Raw genomic sequence first — 19,335 nt, 5'->3', positions numbered from 1 at the left:
CGGATTAAGCAAACATCCGATCCTTCAAAGGCGGCACGAAACGCCCGTCGTAGATCTCGTCGACGGACGGCGCCTTCTTAAGATTGAACCCTTCCTTGATCAGGTCAATGCCCTTGGTCAGGCGGGACATCTCGAAGGCACCGAGGCCGTTCTTCTTGACGTTCGGCGTCAGGATGAGCCGGTCGAGCACCCAGCTCAGGCGCGCGAGCTCGACCTTCGCGTTGAGCAGCTTCTCGCGCTGCATCACCGCGTCGACAGACTCCTGCCGGTGCGTGTTGGCATAGATCCAGGTCTGCGCGATGGCGTCCGCCACGCGCTTCACCAGTTCGGGCTCCTTCTGGATGACGTCCGGATGCGCGATCAGCGCGTTACCGAACATGTTGAAGCCCATGTCCGAGAAATACAGCAGCTCGATGTCCTCGAGCTTCACACCGTTGCCGATCAGGTTGAACACCGAGGTGTAGTCGAAGCCGATTACGGCATCGACCTTGCCGGTCATCAGCATCGCGTCGCGCAGCTTGACGTCCGTCGTCGTGATGTCGAGCGACTTGATGTCGATGTTGTTCAGGCGCATCAGCGCCGGGAAGAGCTTGGCGCCGGCGTCCGACGACCCGGTGCCGATCTTGACGTGCTTGAGGTCTGCCAGCGTCTTCACCGGCTTCTTCTTGAAGCTGATGACGCAGGCCGGCACCTTGTCGAAGATCGGCAGGATGATCTTCGGCGAGACCTTCGGGTTGTTGCCGGCGAAGGCGACGACGACGCTCGGGTCGGCGAGGCCGAATTTATAGAGGCCGGCGGCGACGTCGCGCACGGCTTCGCCCGAACCGGCCGAACCGATCGGCGTGACGTCGAGATTGTGCTTGGGGAAGATGCTCTTCTGCGACATGAACATCGGGGAGTTCGCGCCGTAGATGCGGAACTCGAGGATGATCTTGAGAGCATCCGGCGATGCGCCGAACGCAAGTTGCGTCGTGGGCGCCAACGCAGCCGCCGCCGATCCGGCGAGCAGCGCGCGTCGTGTCAATGCAAAGTCAGTCATTCCACCTCTCCCATATGCGCAGTGTTTGTCATCGTCTCATGCCGATGCGGGAGCGCCTGCGCTCGTCCTCCGCAATTCTTCAGCCGCGGCAAGAATGGCCCTGACGATTCCGGCGTAGCCGGTACAACGGCATATCTGGCCGGCCATTCCATCGCGTACGTCCCGCTCGGATGTGACATGCCGATTCTTAAGCAAGTCACGTGCCATCATCAGCATTCCGGGCGTGCAGAAACCGCACTGCACCGCGTGTTTCTCATGAAACGTACGGCGGAGGACCGCGATTACAGGATCGTCGCTGAGGCCTTCCAGCGTCACGACGCCGCGCCCTTCCGCCATGAAGCCCAGCATCAGGCACGAGCGCACGATCTTTCCATCGACTTCCACCGAGCATGCGCCGCAGGCGCCATGCTCGCAGCCGACATGCGTCGCCGTCATCGTCAGCCGCTCGCGCAGCACATCGGCAAGCGTCTCGCGCGGCTCGACGGCGGTCGTGACGTCGGCGCCGTTGATGTTGAGTGTGAGCGAAACGGTCTTCATGACGCGCGAGCCTCCGCAGTGGCGCGCAGGATCGTGGCCGTGTGCAACCGGTGCGCATAGGCGTCGAGGTCGTCGATCGTGTCGAAGTCGCGCGCGATGGCGTCGCGCAACGCGGCTTCCCGCGCATCCGCCGTCACCAGGGCTGCCGATGTATGGGCGAGCGTCAGCGGGCGCGTGCTGGCGCCGCCGAGAACGACGCGCGTGTCCGCGCCGTCGAGGACGACAATGGCGAGCGACATGGCGAAGGCGCCGGTCTTGCGCGCGACCTTGGCGAAGCCGACGCGCACTGTCGGCGCGAGCTTCGGGATGTCGAAGCCGACGATGAGCTCGGCCGGCGCGAGCCCGGTGGCGAAGATGCCTTCGATCAGATCCGTCACGGCGAGGTGGCGTTCGCCGTTCGGCCCGGCGATCTTCGCCACGGCGCGCAACGCGATCAGGCAGGACGGCCAGTCGGCCGCCGGATCGGCGAGCGCGACACTACCGCCGATGGTGCCCTGGTTGCGGATGGCGCGGTAGGCGATGCCGCTTGCGATACGCCGCATCAGCCCGTTGGCCGGATCGGGCACGCGGCCGTCCTCAATCTCGGCATGCGTGATGCCGGCGCCGATCGTTACCGTCGACGCGGTCTCAGCGACATGGCGTAGCGCGTCAAGGCGGCCGATGTCGACGAGACGCTCCGCCGCGCTCATGCGCAGCGCGAGCAGCGGCACCAGCGACTGCCCGCCGGCGATCGGCATGGCGTCGCCGGCGTCGGCCGACAGCATGCGCAACGCGTCGTCGAGGCTCGCTGGGCGTGCATAAGCAAAGGGCGCGGGCTTCATTTGCCGACTTCCTTTGCGCGCGCCTCGGCGACCGCATCGGAAATGCGGCGCGGCGTCAGCGGCGTCTCCCAGATGCGCGCGCCGATCGTGCGGAAGGCGTCGGCGATGGCGTTGGCGACCGCCGCCGGCGGCGCGATGGCGCCGCCCTCGCCCATGCCCTTCACGCCATATTCGGTGGCGTGCGCCGGCGTCACCGTGTGCGCGATCTCGACCGTGGGGATCTCGGTGGCACAGGGCATCATGTAATCGGCGAAGGTGGTGGCGAGCGGCTGGCCGTCGCTGGAATAGGGAATTTCCTCGAACAGCGCGGTGCCGATGCCTTGCGCGATGCCGCCCTGCACCTGGCCCTCGACGATCATCGGGTTGATCATCGTGCCGCAGTCTTCGGTGACGACGTATTTCTCGATCTCGGCGACGCCGGTGTCGGGATCGACGGCGACGATCACCGCGTGCGTGCCGAAGGAGAAGACGCCGCCGGTCTCGGTCGGCTCGTAGGTGGAGACGTTCTCCAGCAGCGGCGGCAGGCCTTCCGGCAGCAGTTCCTGCCGCACATTGGCGGCGTGCGCGATTTCGGCGACCGCGACCGAGCGCGCGCCGGAGACGACCATGCCGTTCTCGAGCCGCACGCTGGCGACATCGCTCTGCAGCAGGTGGGCGCCGATGCGCTTTACCTTCTCGGCAATGACGCGCGAGGATTTGGCCACCGCGCCGCCGGCGAAGACGATGCTGCGCGAGGCGAAGGAGCCGAAGCCGAACGGCGACGTCGCCGTGTCGCCGTAGCGGATCGAGACCTGGTCGGGCGTAAGCCCGAGCTCGTGCGCGGCAATCTGCGCCAGCGAGGTCTCGTGCCCCTGGCCGTGGTTCTGCACGCCGACGTGCACGAGCACGCTGCCATCCGGCAGCATCTGCACGCGCGCCGACTCGTAGCCGGGGACGACGCGCGACTTGCGCTTCATCCATTCCTTGGTGCCGTGGCCGCTCTGCTCGGTGTAGAAGGCGAAGCCGACGCCGATGGCGCGGCCGTCCTTCTCGCCGCGCTGCTGGCGCGCGCGCACGCCGTCGTAATCGATGAGCTTGACCGCCTCTTCCAGCGATGCGTGATAGTCGCCGGTGTCGAGCAGCATGCCGCCGGCGGTGCGATACGGCATCTCGGTCGCGCCGACGATGTTGCGACGGCGCAGTTCGATCGGCTCGACGCCGATCTCGCGCGCGACCTCGTCGACCATGCGTTCGATGGCGAAGGTCGCGCCCGGCCGCGCTACGCCGCGATAGGGGCCCATCGGCGTCTTGTTGGTCGCCACGGTGAAGGTGTCGATCGTCAGATGGCGGATGCGATACGGCCCGGTCAGGTTGCGCGAGGCCATGCTCGCTTCCATGAACGAACCGGTCGGCCACAGCGAATAGGCGCCGGCGTCGATATAGACCGAGCCCTCGATGCCGATGAGATTGCCGTTCGCGTCCGCCGACGCGGTCAGGTCGTAGAAGTGGTCGCGCGCGTGCACCGAGCCGATGAAGTGCTCGCGCCTGTCTTCCAGCCAGCGCACCGGGTGCGGCACCTTCATGGCGATCGCCGCCACCGCGATATCTTCAGGCATCAGCCGGTTCTTGCCGCCGAAGCCGCCGCCGACGTCCGGCGCGATGACGCGGATCCTGTGCTCCGGCAGGCCGAGAGCCTGCGCCAGCCCGAGCCGCATGACATGCGGACCCTGCGACGACATGTAGACGATGAGTTCGTCGTTGCGACGGTCGAAGTAGGCGATGGTGCCGCGTCCTTCGAGATGCACCGTCGCCTGCCGGTTCATGCGGAACTGGCGGCTGACACGCACCGGCGCCGATTTGAGCGAGGCGGCATCGCCTTCGTTGACGCTGGCGCGGATGAAGGCGTTGTCGGCCCAGTGGTCGAACAGCTTCGGCGCGCCTGGCCGCATCGCCTCGCGGACGTCGGTGACCGCCGGCAGTGAATCGATGTCGACCTCGACGAGTTCGGTGAGGTCTTCGGCATGCGCACGATTGACGCCGATGCAGGCCGCAATGGTTTGCCCGGCGTAACGCACCTTGCCCTCGGCCAGCGCCGGATAAGGACTGGAGCCGTAATTGGTGAGCTCGGGACCGGCCTCGAGCACCTTCACCCAGGAGAGATCCTTGGCGGTGAAGACCTGTGCTCCGCCCTGCTCCGGCTTGCGCACCGACTTGAGCACGCCGTGCGCGACCTGGCTGCGCAGGAAGGCGACGTCCTTCATGCCCGGCAAGCGGAGGTCGCCGATGAACGAGCCAAGGCCGAGAAGATGGCGGGCATCTTCCTTGCGCAGAACGCTCGCGCCGATCCAGCCTTGCGCGGGATGCTCCGACATGCGCGTCCTCTGTCCCCTTTACTCGAGCCCTGGCCCCCGGCCGCGTGCATCAACTGGCGGGGAGATCCTTTTTCCACTTCGCGATGATCTTCTCGTCCATCGCCTTGCTGGATCTGGCGACGGTCGGGAACGTGTCCTTGCGGCGGAACGGCTTGCAGGCGTTGACGATGATCCGGCCGTTGCGGCGATCGGTGTCGCCGTCGTAGCACATGGGGTCGAGCGCCGAGCTCCAGCCGCCTTCGATGATGTCGAGGCCGTCGCGCGTATCGAGACGCGTCGACATCGCCCAGATCACGTCGTTGATGTTGGCGGGGTCGATGTCCTCGTCGACGACGATGGTCCAGCGATTGCAGTAGGCGCCGGCGTGGCAATGCGCAGCCACCATGCCGGCCTGCTTGGCGTGGCCGCCGTAAAGCTGCTTGATCGCCACCGTGGTCCAGAAGCGGCTGCCGCCCGCCTCGTGCGTCCACACGCCGCGCACCTCCGGAATGCCGGCCGCCTCGAGCTGATTCCAGATCGCGCCGCAGCGGTAGGTGCCGAGATAGAAGGTGTTGTCGTTCGGCGGAACGGCCGGAATGGCGCCGAGCAGGATCGGATCGTCGCGGTGCATCATCGTCTCGATGCGAATGACCGGCTCGGGGCGGCTGCCGCCGGCATAATAACCGGTCCACTCGCCGAGCGGGCCTTCCTGCATGACATCGTTGGGATGGATAAAGCCCTCGAAGGCAATCTCAGCATTCGCAGGCACCGGCAGGCCGGTGCGCGGCATCTTCATGATCTCGACCGGCTCGCCGAAAATGCCGCCGGCCGCCGCAAGCTCGCTCTTGCCGTACGGAATTTCGAGACCCGACAGCATGAAGATGGCGGGATGATTGCCGACGACGACCGCGACAGGACAGGCCTGGCCGCGCTCGTGGTACTTCTGCATCATGATACGGCAGTGCTTGCCGGGCGACATCATCACGGTGGCGAGGTTCGGGCCCTGCGTCTGCACGCGGTAGGTGCCGCTGTTCACCCAACCCGAATCCGGATCCTTCATGATGACGAGGCAGGCGGTGCCGATGAACGGGCCGCCGTCGTGCTCGTGCCAGACCGGCGTCGGAATCTTAGTGAGGTCGACGGCCTTGCCCTCGAGCACGTTTTCGATCAGCGGGCCGCCATTGACCTCGGTCGGCTCGAAGCTCGGCGCCTCGCGCATGTAAGTGCGCCACCACTGCACCAGGTCCATCTCGGTGGCGTCGTGCGGCAGCCCGACCGCCAGATTGATGCGCGGCACCGAGGTCAGGATGTTGGCGAGGACACGCGCGCCTTTGGGGAAGCCGGGCACTTCGTCGAACAGGACGGCGGCATTGCCCATCTTGCGCTGATAGAGGTCGACGATGCCGCCGATCTCCTCTTTCGGCTCGGCGCCGACGATGGTCTTGAGTTCGCCGATCTGATCGACGGCCGCGAGCCAATCGCGGAGATCCTTATTCGCCATATGATGTACGTCCCGAAACTCTGTACGTTGTCCGCGCGACCCGGCGCACGACGGCGTAACAATATGAAACCATTTTTCTGTTTCAGGCACAAGTCGCGGGCTGTGGACGCGTGCGGCATCTTCGTCGCAGGAGCGCGCGCCCGGTGGAGAGCAGAATACCGGGGCCGTGCTCGATGCATGGATTACGGGCACCAATTCGGCCATTGGACATGATTTTTCGCACTCAGCGGTCGCGGCCGGGTACCGCCGGGCGGGCGCTCTTGCACCGTGGTCCACGGTCAGGGATGACTGGGGCAGCGGCATTGCCACTGTGCCGTTTTTGGCTTACTTATTCAAAATATTGACGGCGAGGCGCGGAAGGTCCGAATGTTCAATGCTGTTCTGACGCTGTTGTCTGCGGCCCAGATTCGCGAATTCTATGCCGCCGGCTACTGGCAGGACGAAACGATCTACAACTGCGTCACCCGTCATGCTGCGAAGGGCCCCGACCGGCCGGCCGTGCGCGACCGTTTCCGCCGTATCAGCTATCACGACCTCGTAAATGCCGCCGACCGGCTGGCGGCGGACCTCGAGCGCCGCGGCGTGCGCCCCGGCGACCGCGTCGCCGTGTGGCTGCCGAGCCGGATCGAGGCCGCGGTGGCGCTGCTCGCCTGCTCGCGCAACGGTTATCTCTGCTGCCCCTCGCTGCATCGCGACCACACCTCCGGCGACATCGAGCAACTGCTGCGCCGGATGCGGGCGACCGCGCTGATCTCCGAGAGCGGCTACGGCGCCGATGTGCACCGCCACTCGATCTTCGACCGCACCTCCGAGATCGAAACGCTGCGCGCCGTCTACCGACTCGAGCCGGTGAGCGAAAACGGCTCGCGCAGCCGCCTTTTCGGCGACCTCACGGGCAAGCCGGACGCGGCCGTCCGTACCGACGCCAATACGATCGTCTATCTGGCGTTCACGTCCGGGACGACGGGCGTGCCGAAAGGCGTCATGCACAGCGACAACACCCTGCTCGCCAATGCGCGCGTGATGTCCGACGACTGGCAGCTCAAGGACGACGCCGTCATCTATTCGCTGAGCCCGCTCAGCCACAATCTGGGCCTCGGCGCGCTGGTGATGACGCTCAGCCACGGCGGCGAGTTCGTCGTGCACGATTTGCCGCGCGGCGCCAGCCTCGCCGACCGCATCCTCGAGGTCGACGCCACCTTCATGATCGGCGTGCCGACGCATGCCATCGATCTGCTCAATGAATTGCGCGCGCGCAAGCTCAGCCGGCTCGGCCGCGTCAAGGGCTTCCGCATCTCCGGCGCGGCGGTGGCGCCGGTGGTCGCGGCGGGGCTGCTCGAGCACGGCGTCGTGCCGCAGAGCGGCTACGGCATGACCGAGGCCGGCTCGCACCATTACACGCGGCCCGACGACACGCCGGCGCGCATGACGGAAAGCTCGGGCCGCGTCTGCGCCGGCTACGAGATCAAGGTGTTTTCGCGCGAGAACCGAGACCAGGAAGTGCCGGTCGGGGACGTCGGCGAGATCGGCGGCCGCGGCGCAAGCCTGATGCTCGGCTACTTCGACGACCAGGAAGCGACCGAGACATCGTTCAACCGGCACGGCTGGTTCATGACCGGCGACCTCGGCCGGGTCGATGCTGACGGCTATCTGCAGATCACCGGCCGCAAGAAGGACGTGATCATCCGCGGCGGTCACAACATCTATCCGGCGCGCATCGAAGCCCTCGTGATGCGGCATGCCGGCGTCGCCGGCACCGCCGTCGTCCCCGTCGCCGACGAGCGTCTCGGCGAGAAAGCCTGTCTCGCCGTGGTGGCGCGGCCCGGCCGCGAGCTGACCGCCGACGAATTGCTCAAACATCTCGACGAGGTCGGGCTCTCGCGCTTCGACATGCCGGAATATTTCGTCAGCGTCGCGAAGCTGCCGCTGACGCCGAACGGCAAGATCCTCAAGCGCGAACTGGTCGACACCATCAAACGCGGCGAGATCAAGCCGCAGCCGGTGCGCTTCGTGGCGCGCTGATCAGGGGATGACGACGATCTTGCCGAAGAAGGCGCGGTCTTCCAAAAGCTTCACCGCTTCGGCGGCCTGCCGCAACGGAAAGACGCGGCCGATCACCGGCTTGAGCTTGCCGCTCGCCACCATCGCGACGGCCGCGGCGATGTCCTGCTGCGTATATCCGGTCGAACCGAGCACCTGCAGCTCGCGCCGCCACAGGTAACGGAGGTCGATCTGAGGCGAGAAGCCCGCCGTCGCCCCGCACACCAGCAGCCGCCCGTGGCGCGCGAGCGCACGCAGGCTCGGATTGAACGTGTCGCCACCGGTGAAGTTGACGGCGACGTTGACGCCCTTGCGGCCGCTCAGATCCCAGGCGGCGCGGCTGAAGTCGTCCCGCGAATAGTCGATGACCTCGTCGGCGCCCAGGGCTCGGAGTTTATCGGCCTTCTCAGCCGAACCGGCCGCGGCGATGACGCGGGCGCCCACCATTTTGGCAATCTGCACACAGGCCGTGCCGACGCCGCCGCTGGCGCCGAGGATGAGAATGCTCTCGCCGGCCTTGAGGCCGCCGATGGTCGTGAGCATACGCAAGGCGGTGCCGAAGGCGATCGGGATGGCCGCGCCGTCCTCGAACGAGACACTCTCAGGCAAGCGGACGAGGTTTTCGGCCGGAACGGCGACGCGCTCGGCAAGACCGCCGTTCACCTCCTCGCCGATCAGGCCGCGCTTCGTCTTCGGATTGACCACAACGCGCTCGCCGGCGCGCCAGCCGGTCACGCCATCGCCGACGGTAGCGATTTCGCCGGCAATGTCGCCGCCGGAGATAAACGGCAGCGGGATGCTCACGCCCGGCATGCCGCGGCGCGCGAACACGTCGAGATAGTTCAGTCCCGTCGCGCGCACGCGCACCACGACCTCTCCTTGCGCCGGCTGCGGGTCGGGACAGTCGCGATAGTCGAGTACCTCGACGCCGCCATGCCGATCGAAAGCGACAGCCTTCATACGCGCGCACCCTTCTATGACTGGCGCGATGCTTGCAGAGCGACACGCTTAATGCAAACGTTTCATCAACATTGCCGCGATGCATCGTCATGACCAAGGACACGCTGAAACGCCGTCTTGAATCGCAACTCTCGCGCGAGACCTGCAAGCAGTTGCTGATCGACCTCGTGCGCGTGCCGAGCCCGCAAACGGCATTGCTCGAAGCCGAGCCCCAACTGAGACGCTTCATCGAAGAGGTCATCGCACCGCGGCTGAGCACTCTCGGCGCTGTGTGCCGTTTCGATGCCATGGGCAACCTGATCGCGCATCTCGGCGCCGACACCAGCGGCCGTTCGCTGATGCTGATCGGGCACGCAATGAATCATCCGCCGGGCGGCATGCCCGACCCTTACGAGGGCAACGTCGCCGATGGTGCGAGCCTCGGCATTGCTGGCGAGGTCGTGCGCGGGCGCGGCGCCAGCGAGCAGAAGGGCACCCTCGCCGCCATGCTGCACGCGCTCGATGCGCTGCACGCGTCCGGCATCGCACTGACCGGACGCCTGACCTTCGTCTGCTGCGTTTCGGGAGAAACCGGCAAGATCGACGCCATTCGTAATGTCGTCGAGGTCGAGGGCGAGCGCGCCGACCTGGCGTTCCTGTATGGCAACTGGCTGAAGCTCGCGCTCGGCAATCGCGGCCGCATCGACATGCACGTGACGGTGCACGGTCAGCCATGCCACAGCAGCCGCCCGCACGAAGGCTGCAACGCCATCACCGGCGCGATGGAGGTCATTCGCCGGCTGACCGACGCGTTCATGGCGCCGCGCACGCATCCGGAGCTCGGACCCGCCTGTCTCACCATCAACGGCCTGCACAGTTTCCCCGAGGCGACGCATACGCTGCAGGGCCGCTGCGAGATCGCGGTCGACCGCCGCCTGCTGCCGGGTGACGATGCCGACGCCTGCGCCGCCAAGATCGAAGCCATCGCGATGCAGGTCGATGGCATGAAGGATCCGGTGAGCGGCAAGCCGTTCCGCATCGCGGTGACGCGCGGGCCGGTGATGCATCCCTCGCTCATCGATCTCGATGCGCCTGTCGCGCAGCGACTGCGCCGCGCCTGCGTGACCATGCTGGGGAAAGAGCCCGAGCCCTACTACGCGCAGTCGGCGTTCGACCAAGGCTATCTCAATCACGTCGGCATTCCGGCGGCAAACTACGGCCCGGGCGAGCAGAGCCTCGCGCACACCGCCAACGACGTCGCCTCGGTCGACCGCACCTTCGATGCAGCGCGCGTCTACGCCTTTCTCGTCGCCGATTATCTGGGAGGCGCCTGATGCGGCTCGCGCGTCGAGAAGGTGCAGCGGCCGACCGCGACCAGGCGGCCTTCGTCGTCGCGCACCTCGACATCGCAGACGCCGACGGTGACCCCGGCGCGCAGCACGCGGCCCATCGCGCGCAGACCGGTGTTCGCCGCCGCGCGCAGATAGTCGACGCGCATGTCGATGGTCGGGATGCGACGGCCGAGCTTGGCGGCGAGACAAGCGTGGCCTGCAATATCGACGAGCGCCGCGATGATACCGCCATGATAATCGGGCACGTCGGGGGAGCGCGCCAGCTCCGGCCGATGGTCGATGGCGACGGTCAGCGTATCGTTGGCCGGGTCGCGCACGACGACGCGCGGCCGCAGCCACTGATGAAACGGTGGCCGCGCCAGCAGCGTGCCGATGAAATCGTCGTTCTCCGCGCGCCCTTCCGGCATCGTCCCCTCACCTGCGAATGCACCACGAGTGAAATGATATGACCAAGGACCTCAACGGCGTCAATCGGCGACGCAACCTCGGCTTTTTCTACGACGACGCGGCGGCGCGCTTTCCCGATAAGGCCTGCATCATCGACCTGTTCGGCGGCAGGGAACATGCCGTCACCTACCGCCAGCTTGACGAGCGCATGGACGCGGTCGCGCGCATGCTGGCGCGGCTCGGTGTCAAGCCGGGCGAGCGCGTCGCGATGCTGTGCGGCAACCGGGTCGAGTTCATCGAATTCTTCTTCGGCGCGATGCGCGCGGGCGCCATTCCGGTGCCGCTCAACACGCGGCTCGCCACCGATACGCTCACTTATATCTTCAAGGATTCGGACTCGGTGCTGGCGCTGATCGATCCGAGCTGCAATCGCGAGGCGAAGGCGATCGCGCTCGCGGTGCCGCTGCGGCGACGACTGCTCCTCGACGAGGAGGCCGACGGCTTCTTCAGCTACGAGCGCGAGCTCGCCGTGCCGGCGCCGGACGTGCCGCCGCCGCCGATCGCCGACAACGCGCAGGCGTTCCAGCCCTACACCTCCGGTTCGACCGGCGTGCCCAAGGGCGCGATCATGACGCATCACGGCATGCTCTGGTACCTGGTGCACAACCAGAGTCATTGGCCAACCCCGCCCGACGAGCGCGGCATGGTGGCGCTGCCGTTGTTCCACAAGAACGCGCTGCGCGGCACGGTCAAACCGATGCTCTATGCCGGCGCCTCGTTCGTGCTGATGCCGGGGTACGAGCCGCGCGCCTATCTCCAGGCCTTGGCGAAATATCGCTGCACCTATTCGCGCGGCGTCGCCGCCGTGTTCACCACGGTGCTGCAGCATCGCGACTATCTCGAAGGCCTCGATCTCAGCGCGCTCAAGAGCATGACTATCGGCTCGGCCGTGGTGACGCCGGAACTGCTCGACGCGGTCGAGCGCGCGCTTCCCGGCGTGAAGACGTCGGAGAGCTACGGCCTCACCGAGGGCGGCAGCCCGTTCCGCGCGCCGATCGACGGCCGCCGCGTGCCGCGCGGCAGCGTCGGCGTGCTCGCGCCCGACATCGAGGTCAAGCTGATCGACGCCGACGGCAAGGTGAGCGACACGCTCGGCGAACTCCTCATCCGCTCGCCCTATGTCTGCCTCGGCTATCACAAGCAGCCGGAGATCACCCGGCAGAAGCTGCAGGACGGCTGGCTGCGCACCGGCGACGTATTCTACCGCGACTCGGAAGGCTTCTATTATTTCCGCTCGCGCGTCGACGACATGTTCAGTTGCGGCGGCGAGAACATCTATCCGAAGGAAGTCGAAAACCTGCTGTTCATGCACGAGGACGTGGCCAACGTCGTGGTCACGCCGGTGCCGCATGCGGTCAAGGGCTATGTGCCGGCGGCGCTGGTGGTGCCGCGCACCGGCTCGGCCGTCACCGGCGCGGAGCTGAAGAAGTACTGCCTCGAGCGCGGCCCGCTCTACGCGCATCCACGCCATGTCGAGATCGTGCCGGAATTGCCGCTCAACGGCGCCGGCAAGATCGACCGCGTGGCGGCGCGGGCGAAGCTCGTGTCGATCTACCAGACGGTCGCACAGGCAGGCGGCTGAAGGACCCTGTCAACAACAGGGCATCGGGTTTTCCATCAGATCGTAGATGTGGTCGAAGGTGACTTCGTCGATCGGCCGCTGCACCTTGAAGACTTGCGGCGGCTCGCCGCGCAGCACGGCGATGATCGCCGTCTCGATCGGCGGGCAGCCCGGCTTGCCGCACGGCACTTCCTTGATGACGATCGGGATATCGCGCGGATAGAGGAAGTTCTGCCGCAACCAGTAGCGGATCTGCTCGAGCCGCAGCGGCGAGACCTCGTGGTTGCTGCGCCGGAACGGGTCGCCCGGCGTCATGCGCACGGCCGGCTCCGGCTCGTGACACATGCAGTCGGCAAAGCTCTGGCGGATGGCCGCCTCGTCGAGACGGCGGCCGATCATCACCAGGCGGTTGATGCGCTCTTGCGCCTTGGCCCAGGCGGGCCCCGGCCGACACTCGAGCTCGGTCTGCACGCCCTGGAAGATGAACTGGTCCGGGTCGCCCCAAATCGCAACGATGCCCTTCATGCGGAAGATGCGGGCACCGAACTCGGTCGCAAGATAGCGGAACCAGTTGCCGAACTTGAGGCCGTCGACCGCCCCGGGCGTCACGATGCTGATGGTCTGGATATCGCGCAGGTGGCCGTGCTGGTGATCGTGGTCATGGTGCTCGCCATGGGCGTGATCGTGGCCGCAGACCTCGCAATGTTCGGCCGGCGCATCGGGCAGCACGTCCGGCGCCAGCGCGGCACGGTCGAGCTCAAAGATGCCCTTGAGCTCAGTCTGCGAGTTGCGTGTGCGCGCGACTTTGACCAGCGGGTTGATCTTGTGGATCTCGGCCTCGATCTCGTCGAGCTCTTCGGCGGTCGCAAGGTCAGTCTTGTTGAGCAGGACGAGATCGGCATAGGCGATCTGCTCGACCGCCTCCTCCGTGTCCTTCAATTGACCGCGGATGTGCTTGGCGTCGACGACGGTGACGAGGCCACGCAATGTAAAGACATCACGCAGGCGGTCGTCGGCATAGATCGCCTGCAGGATCGGCGCCGGCTCGGCGAGGCCCGTCGTCTCGATGATCAAGGTGTCGAAGTCGGAGCGCCGCTGCGACAGCTCGAACAGGTTCTGCACCAGATCGCCGCGCACGGTGCAGCACAGGCAGCCGTTGCTCATCTCGACCATCGGCTGCTCGTTCGACAGCAGCAGATGATGGTCGATGCCAACGGCGCCGATCTCGTTGACGATCACGGCGACGCGCCTGCCGTGGTCGCCGGTGAGGATGCGGTTGAGCAGCGTCGTCTTGCCGGCGCCGAGATAGCCGGTGATGACGACGATGCCGGCCTTGTCGAGCGTCCCGACGGCGGCCACCTCCGGCTCTTGCCGTTCGATGACTGTCATGCCGTCAACGTAATCAGGTGCGACGCGGTTTTCCACCCCGACCGGGGCCGGGTCAGCCCGCCCGCGCGGCCTCGCGACGGCGCGTTGCCGCGAGTTTCACCGCCTCCATGATCTCCGGATAGGCCGAACAGCGGCAGAGGTTGCCGACGAGATAATGGCGAATGTCCTCGTCGCTCGGCTCGGGATGCTCGTCGAGCAACTGGCGCACCATCATGATGAAGCCGGGCGTGCAGAACCCGCACTGGAAGGCGGCGGCTTCGATGAAGGCTTCCTGCACCGGATCGAGCTTGCTCGCCGTGGCGAGGCCCTCCACCGTGTCCACCGTGCAGCCGTCAACGAAGACCGCGAGTTGCAGGCAGCCGGACACCGGACGCCCGTCGACCGAAACCGTGCAGCAGCCGCACAGGCCCTGCCCGCAGCTTTCGCGCGCGCCGCGCAGATCGAACCGGTGCTGCAGCACGTCGACAAGGGTCTCGTGCGGCATAATGGTCGCCGAGACCGGCAGGCCGTTGAGAACGAAATTGATGGTGCGCGGCGTCGTCACGTCACTTGCCTTTCGCTGCGGCGCCATCCTTGGCGATCAAGGCGCGATAGATTTTCTCAGGGGTGAGCGGCAGGTCGGTCAGGCGCACGCCGACCGCGTCGGCGATGGCGTTGCCGATGGCGGGCGAAAGGGTGATCGTCGTGCTCTCGCCGGCCCCCTTGGCGCCGAACGGGCCGTCCTTCTGCTCGGAGTGCGTCCAGGTGTTGACGAACTCGCGCGGGATGTCGAGCAGCGTCGGGATCTTGTAATCGGCGAACGAGCCGTTGGTGAGCTGGCCGTCGCGGAAGATCATTTCTTCGGTCGTGGTGAAACCGAGCTGCATGATGGCGGCACCGGAGAGCTGCAGCCGCACGAGCTTCGGATTGAGCGCGGTGCCGACGTCGGCGACGTTGATGAGCTTCGTGATGGTGAAGTGGCCGGTCTCGGTGTCGACCTCGACTTCCGCGGCGGATGCCGCCACGCCCCAGAACGGCGTCGCCGTGGTCGACTGGCCGGTCTCGACGTCCGGCTTCTCGTAATCGGGAATGTAGCTGCCGGTGCCGATGATGTTGCCGGCCTGCATGCCGTAGCGGCGCTTGAACATCTCGGACAGCGGCAGATTGCTGCCCTCCGGCAGACCGAGTTCCTTGGCCAGTTCGGCGATTTTGTGTTTGGCGTCCTCGGCCGCGCGGCGCACCGCATTGCCCATGTGGAATGTCGAGCGCGAGCCGAGCGTGCCCATGTCGTAGGGCGTGACGTCGGTGTCCGGATGCACGACGCGGATCGCCGCCGCATCCATGTCGAGCACCTCGGCGCAAATCTGCGCCATCACCGTGTCGGAACCCTGCCCCATGTCGACGGTGCCGATATAGAGGCCGCAGCTGCCGTCGCCGTAGAGATTGACGATCGCCACCGAGGTTGTCGGCGTGGTGATGCCCTTGAAGCCGACGGCGATGCCGCGGCCGCGCCGGATGCGGCCGTTGCCGCGATCGAGCGGACGATCCCACTTGATCAGCTTGGCGGCATCGGTGAGCGCGGTGTCGAGCGCCGCGTCATGCATCTGCGTGCCGCTGGCCTGCGGCCTGCCCTCGCGCAGCAGGTTTTTGCGGCGGAATTCGAGCTTGTCCATCCCGAGCTCTTCCGCGATCAGGTCCATGTGGCAGTCATAGGCCCAGGCCGTCTGCGGCGCGCCGAAGCCGCGCAGCGCCCCGGCCGGCGGCCGGTTGGTGTAGACGGCGTGGGAGTCGATCCACACGTTCTCGATGTCGTAGGGACCGGCGGACGTGAAGCCGGCCTTCTGCGTCACGCGCGGGCCGATGTCGGCATAGGCGCCGCCGTTCCACACGACGGAGCACTTGCGCGCAAGGATTTTGCCGTCCTTGCTGACGCCGCTCTTGATGGTGAAGGTGCAGGGATGGCGCGTCACCATGAAGAACTGCTCTTCCATGGTGAGCGAGATCTTCACCGGCCGCTCGACCAGCAGCGACAGCGAAGTCACCAGCGCCTCGAGCTTGATGTAGAGCTTGCCGCCGAAGCCGCCACCGAGATACGGCACCTTCACCCGCACGCGGTTCTCCGGCAGCCCGAGCAGACGCGCGATCTCGATGCGCACGAAGGATGGGCCCTGCGAGGCGGTGTGCAGCGTCACCCGGCCGTCGGCCACGTCGGCGACGGTGACGAACGGCTCCATCGGCGTGTGCATCACCTGCTGGCTGCGGAAGGTATGCTCGAAGATGTGGTCTGCGGCGGCAAAGCCCGCTTCGACGTCGCCGCGGCGCAGCTTGTAGTCGAGCGCGACGTTGGTGCCCTTGCGGCCCTTGAGATGCTTGAGGTCGGCGAAGGACGAAGCCGGGCGCAACTCGTCGTGCACCAGCACGTCCGAGGTCATCGCCTCGACCTCGTCGAGAACGGCGGGCAGTTCCTCGTATTCGGCGGTGATGAGGCCGACCGCCTCCTGCGCGACGTACGGGTCGGTGGCGAGGACGACGGCGACCGGTTCGCCGGCGAAGCGCACCTTGCCGTCGGCGAGCACCGGCTGATCGTGGAACGCCGGGCCGTAATAGGGATGCGGGATGACCGTGCGAATGTCGTCGATCGTCACCACGCGGAAGACGCCCGACAGCTTCTGCGCCGCCGAGACGTCGACCTTCTTGATGCGCGCATGCGGCAGCGTGCTGCGGAAGATCTTGCCGTAAAGCATGCCCGGCAGCTTGACGTGGTGCGTGTATTCGGCGCGGCCGGTCACCTTCTCGCGCGCTTCCAGGCGCGTGATCGACTGGCCGATGTTGCGCATCGAGGTCTTCGCCGCCATCGCCTTCACTCCGCCGCCATCGCTTCAATGGCGCGTCCGAGGTGCACCTTGAGGAGGTGCCGCTTGTAATCCTCCGAGCCGCGGCTGTCGGACTCGATGTCCGGCTGCACCGCCGCCGCCTCACCGGCGCGCTTGAGGAGATCTGGGCCGATCTCTCCGCCCTTGAGCATGGCTTCGGCGTCGGTGAGCCGCAGCGGGCAATCGACCGCGGCGCTGAGAACCAGGCGCGCGTCCTTGATGGTGCGGCCGTCAAGGAGCAGCGACAAGGTCAGCCCGAGCGCCGGCCAGTCGTGCGCGGCGCGTGTCGTCACCTTGACGTAATGCGAGCGCCAGCCGGCGCGCACCGGCACCTCGATCTCGGCGATCAACTCGTCATTGGCGATCGTCGTCTCGTAATAACCGACAAAGATGTCGGCGACCGGAATAACGCGCTCGCCGCGCGGGCCTACGATCTTCGCCTTCGCGTCGAGCGCCAGCCACACGGGCGGCAGGTCGAGATGCGGATCGGCATGCGCGAGATTGCCGCCGACAGTGGCGACGTTGCGCACGCGCACATTGGCGAGCGTCTTCATCGTGCGCGGGATCACCGGCAGCTTCGCGGCGATCTCGCGCGAATGCTCGAGCGCGGCGAAGGTCGTCATGGCGCCGATGCGGAAGGCGCGGCCGTCGGCCGCAAGGTCGATGCCGGAGAACATGCCGTCAAGGCGGCGCAGACTGACGAGGCGGCGCGGCCTGTACACCTGCGCCTTCATCATCAGCATCAAAGCGGTACCGCCGCCGATCGGGCGCACTGCGGGGTCTTCGGGATCGAGCAGGGAAAATGCCTCGTCCAGCGAGGACGGTTCGAGAACGTCGAAACTGGCCATCTCACTCCGGTCCAAAACAGATCGACCCTGCCGCAAACGGCCAGGGCCCGCACGCGCTACCCGACATCACGCCATGCGAATTGGTCCAAGGAAAGCTTCCATCAAAACGGCCGTCTGTCAACTTATTGGTACGTGCCCCTGTCGGCGCATTGGTCTGCCGGTGGCGCGTCGCGGCGACCGATGCAAGGAGATTGAGCAGGCCGGTGACGTAACGGATACAGGCGTTTTTGTCGATCGGAGGCAAGGACACGGGCTTGTTTCACGCTGCCGAAGCGCTCGTCCCGTCGCGTCGCCGCGTACTGCGGCCAACTGTAGCGAAAACTGTACAATTCCCATTGCGTGGGGCGGTAAATCGGGCTATTGCCGAAGGCCGCATGGTCGCTCTCAGCCAAAGGTTCGACATGCTCGTCGCCAGTGGCGATTCAAACCGATCGGCTGCCCGTCCGTGGGCGTCATACGAGCGGCGGCCGCGCGCGGCATGCCATCGCCGCGCGACAGCGCCGCATCTCCCCTCCTGGACGTATCGCGTCGACGCCAATGGCGGAACGCTAGAATGCCGCGCGCCGGTACAGATTGTCGCGCAAGCCTGCGAGACGCGGCGTCGCGCCGCTGGCCGTAAAGCAAGGAGCAATATCCATGTCTAAGCTGCCGCGCGTCGGCGTCATCCTGACCGGAGGGACCATCGATTCGGTCGGCGCCGATCGACTCGATCTCGCCTGGTACATCGAGGCCGGCAAGCGTCTGGAGAAAGGCGAATTGCTCGGCCAGATCCCCGAGCTCGGCCAGATCGCCGACGTGCGCGAGATTCCGTTCCGCCGGCTGCCGAGCCAGGCGCTAACGACGAGCGACTGGCTCGATCTCGTCCGCACCATTCACGCCATCTTCGAGAAGGGCGACGTCGACGGCCTGGTTATCACCCACGGCACCAATACGCTGGAAGAGACCGCCTATTTCCTCAATCTCACGCTGAATACCGACAAGCCGGTGGTTCTCGTCGGCGCCATGCGGCCATCGAACGCGATCAGCGCCGACGGCTATCTCAACATCCTGTCTGCCGTTCGCGTCGCCGCCGCACCGCAGTCGCGCGGCATGGGCTGCCTCGTGGTGATGAACGACACCATCTTCGGCGCGCGCGACGTTACCAAGACCGCCACCTACCGCGTCAACGCCTTCCAGGCCCGCGACCTCGGGCCGCTCGGTTATGCCGACGCCGACGGCAGCGTCATTTTCTACCATCGCCCGATGAAGAAGCACACGGTCGAGACCGAGTTCGACGTGAGCACGACGCAGACGCTGCCGCGCGTCGACGTCGTGCTGTCCTATGTCGACGCCGACGCCACGATGATCGATGCCGCCGTACGCGCTGGCGCCAGAGGCATCGTCAGTGCCTCGACCGGCGCCGGCCGTCCCACGCCGACGCAGGACGACGCGTTCGACGCCGCTTACGCCAAGCACGGCTTGCTGATGTGTCTCACCAGCCGCGTCGGCAGCGGCCGCATCGTGCGCAGCCCGGGCTTGACCAAGCGCGGCTTCGTCGCCGGCGACAATCTGCTGCCGTGGAAGGCCCGCATCCTGTTCGCGCTGGCGCTGTCGAAGACGAACGACGCCGCCGATATCCAGCGCATGTTCGACATCTACTGATTTTCGGAGCCGTCAGGCGCCGCGCACCTTCACTGAAT

The 19,335-nt window shown here is 66.3% G+C and carries 15 protein-coding genes; 4 read left to right on the top strand and 11 right to left on the bottom strand.

Annotated elements, in window-relative coordinates; genetic code table 11:
- Positions 1 to 4 precede the first annotated feature (4 nt).
- Genes VGV41_RS06670 through VGV41_RS06650 form a run of 5 tightly spaced genes read right to left on the bottom strand, consistent with a single transcriptional unit; the run spans position 5 to position 6,228 of the window.
- The gene (locus VGV41_RS06670; protein ID WP_326862972.1) at positions 5 to 1,039 is read right to left on the bottom strand and encodes an ABC transporter substrate-binding protein; all 1,035 of its coding nucleotides are present in this window, start codon (positions 1,037 to 1,039) and stop codon (positions 5 to 7) included.
- A 36-nt stretch (positions 1,040 to 1,075) separates the two neighbouring features.
- Positions 1,076 to 1,576 carry a (2Fe-2S)-binding protein gene (locus VGV41_RS06665; protein WP_326862971.1) on the bottom strand — a complete coding sequence of 167 codons (501 nt, stop codon included), beginning with the start codon at positions 1,574 to 1,576 and terminating at the stop codon, positions 1,076 to 1,078.
- Positions 1,573 to 2,397: an FAD binding domain-containing protein gene (locus VGV41_RS06660; RefSeq protein ID WP_326862970.1), complete on the bottom strand. Its 825-nt coding sequence runs from the start codon at positions 2,395 to 2,397 to the stop codon at positions 1,573 to 1,575. The genes VGV41_RS06665 and VGV41_RS06660 overlap by 4 nt, the downstream gene beginning before the upstream one ends.
- Positions 2,394 to 4,748 (bottom strand): xanthine dehydrogenase family protein molybdopterin-binding subunit, encoded by a 2,355-nt coding sequence (locus tag VGV41_RS06655; protein ID WP_326862969.1) that lies wholly within the window; start codon positions 4,746 to 4,748, stop codon positions 2,394 to 2,396. Before VGV41_RS06655 ends, VGV41_RS06660 begins: the two co-directional genes overlap by 4 nt.
- A 49-nt stretch (positions 4,749 to 4,797) precedes the next feature.
- A complete protein-coding gene (locus tag VGV41_RS06650) occupies positions 4,798 to 6,228 on the bottom strand; it encodes a UbiD family decarboxylase (RefSeq protein ID WP_326862968.1) in 1,431 nt (476 codons plus the stop codon).
- A gap of 366 nt (positions 6,229 to 6,594) precedes the next feature.
- Here VGV41_RS06650 and VGV41_RS06645 point away from each other — a divergent pair, with 366 nt between their 5' ends.
- Complete coding sequence (locus VGV41_RS06645; RefSeq protein ID WP_326862966.1) at positions 6,595 to 8,250, top strand: class I adenylate-forming enzyme family protein; 1,656 nt, start codon at positions 6,595 to 6,597, stop codon at positions 8,248 to 8,250.
- On the opposite strand, the gene VGV41_RS06640 is transcribed toward VGV41_RS06645, so the two are convergent.
- Positions 8,251 to 9,228, bottom strand: a complete 978-nt coding sequence (locus tag VGV41_RS06640) for a zinc-binding dehydrogenase (RefSeq protein WP_326862964.1) — start codon at positions 9,226 to 9,228, stop codon at positions 8,251 to 8,253. It abuts the gene before it with no gap.
- An 89-nt stretch (positions 9,229 to 9,317) separates the two neighbouring features.
- Between VGV41_RS06640 and VGV41_RS06635 the strand changes: the two genes are divergently transcribed.
- On the top strand, positions 9,318 to 10,541 hold the full coding sequence (locus tag VGV41_RS06635; protein ID WP_326862963.1) for a M20 family metallopeptidase: 1,224 nt from the start codon (positions 9,318 to 9,320) through the stop codon (positions 10,539 to 10,541).
- On the opposite strand, the gene VGV41_RS06630 is transcribed toward VGV41_RS06635, so the two are convergent.
- Positions 10,523 to 10,966, bottom strand: coding sequence for a PaaI family thioesterase (locus VGV41_RS06630; RefSeq protein WP_326862962.1), 444 nt, complete (start codon positions 10,964 to 10,966; stop codon positions 10,523 to 10,525). The genes VGV41_RS06635 and VGV41_RS06630 overlap by 19 nt on opposite strands.
- A 38-nt stretch (positions 10,967 to 11,004) precedes the next feature.
- Between VGV41_RS06630 and VGV41_RS06625 the strand changes: the two genes are divergently transcribed.
- Positions 11,005 to 12,588: a class I adenylate-forming enzyme family protein gene (locus VGV41_RS06625; protein WP_326862961.1), complete on the top strand. Its 1,584-nt coding sequence runs from the start codon at positions 11,005 to 11,007 to the stop codon at positions 12,586 to 12,588.
- A gap of 9 nt (positions 12,589 to 12,597) precedes the next feature.
- Here the strand turns inward: VGV41_RS06625 and VGV41_RS06620 are convergent, their stop codons facing one another.
- From VGV41_RS06620 to VGV41_RS06605, 4 genes are read right to left on the bottom strand one after another with little or no spacing between them, the layout of a single operon-like run.
- Positions 12,598 to 13,956, bottom strand: a complete 1,359-nt coding sequence (locus VGV41_RS06620) for a GTP-binding protein (protein WP_326862960.1) — start codon at positions 13,954 to 13,956, stop codon at positions 12,598 to 12,600.
- A gap of 52 nt (positions 13,957 to 14,008) precedes the next feature.
- On the bottom strand, positions 14,009 to 14,500 hold the full coding sequence (locus VGV41_RS06615; protein ID WP_326862958.1) for a (2Fe-2S)-binding protein: 492 nt from the start codon (positions 14,498 to 14,500) through the stop codon (positions 14,009 to 14,011).
- Position 14,501: 1 nt separating this feature from the next.
- Positions 14,502 to 16,790, bottom strand: a complete 2,289-nt coding sequence (locus VGV41_RS06610) for a xanthine dehydrogenase family protein molybdopterin-binding subunit (protein WP_326862957.1) — start codon at positions 16,788 to 16,790, stop codon at positions 14,502 to 14,504.
- Positions 16,791 to 16,795: 5 nt separating this feature from the next.
- Entirely contained in the window at positions 16,796 to 17,656 is an 861-nt protein-coding gene (locus VGV41_RS06605) for a xanthine dehydrogenase family protein subunit M (protein ID WP_326862956.1), read from the bottom strand.
- Between the two features lie 573 nt (positions 17,657 to 18,229).
- Between VGV41_RS06605 and VGV41_RS06600 the strand changes: the two genes are divergently transcribed.
- Positions 18,230 to 19,297 carry an asparaginase gene (locus VGV41_RS06600; RefSeq protein WP_326862955.1) on the top strand — a complete coding sequence of 356 codons (1,068 nt, stop codon included), beginning with the start codon at positions 18,230 to 18,232 and terminating at the stop codon, positions 19,295 to 19,297.
- Positions 19,298 to 19,335 lie beyond the last annotated feature (38 nt).

This window comes from Pseudolabrys sp. (assembly GCF_035943735.1).
Taxonomy (GTDB): Bacteria; Pseudomonadota; Alphaproteobacteria; order Rhizobiales; family Xanthobacteraceae; genus Pseudolabrys.
The sequence above is the reverse complement of the archived record's forward strand: the minus strand, read 5'-3'. Positions and strand labels throughout refer to the sequence as shown.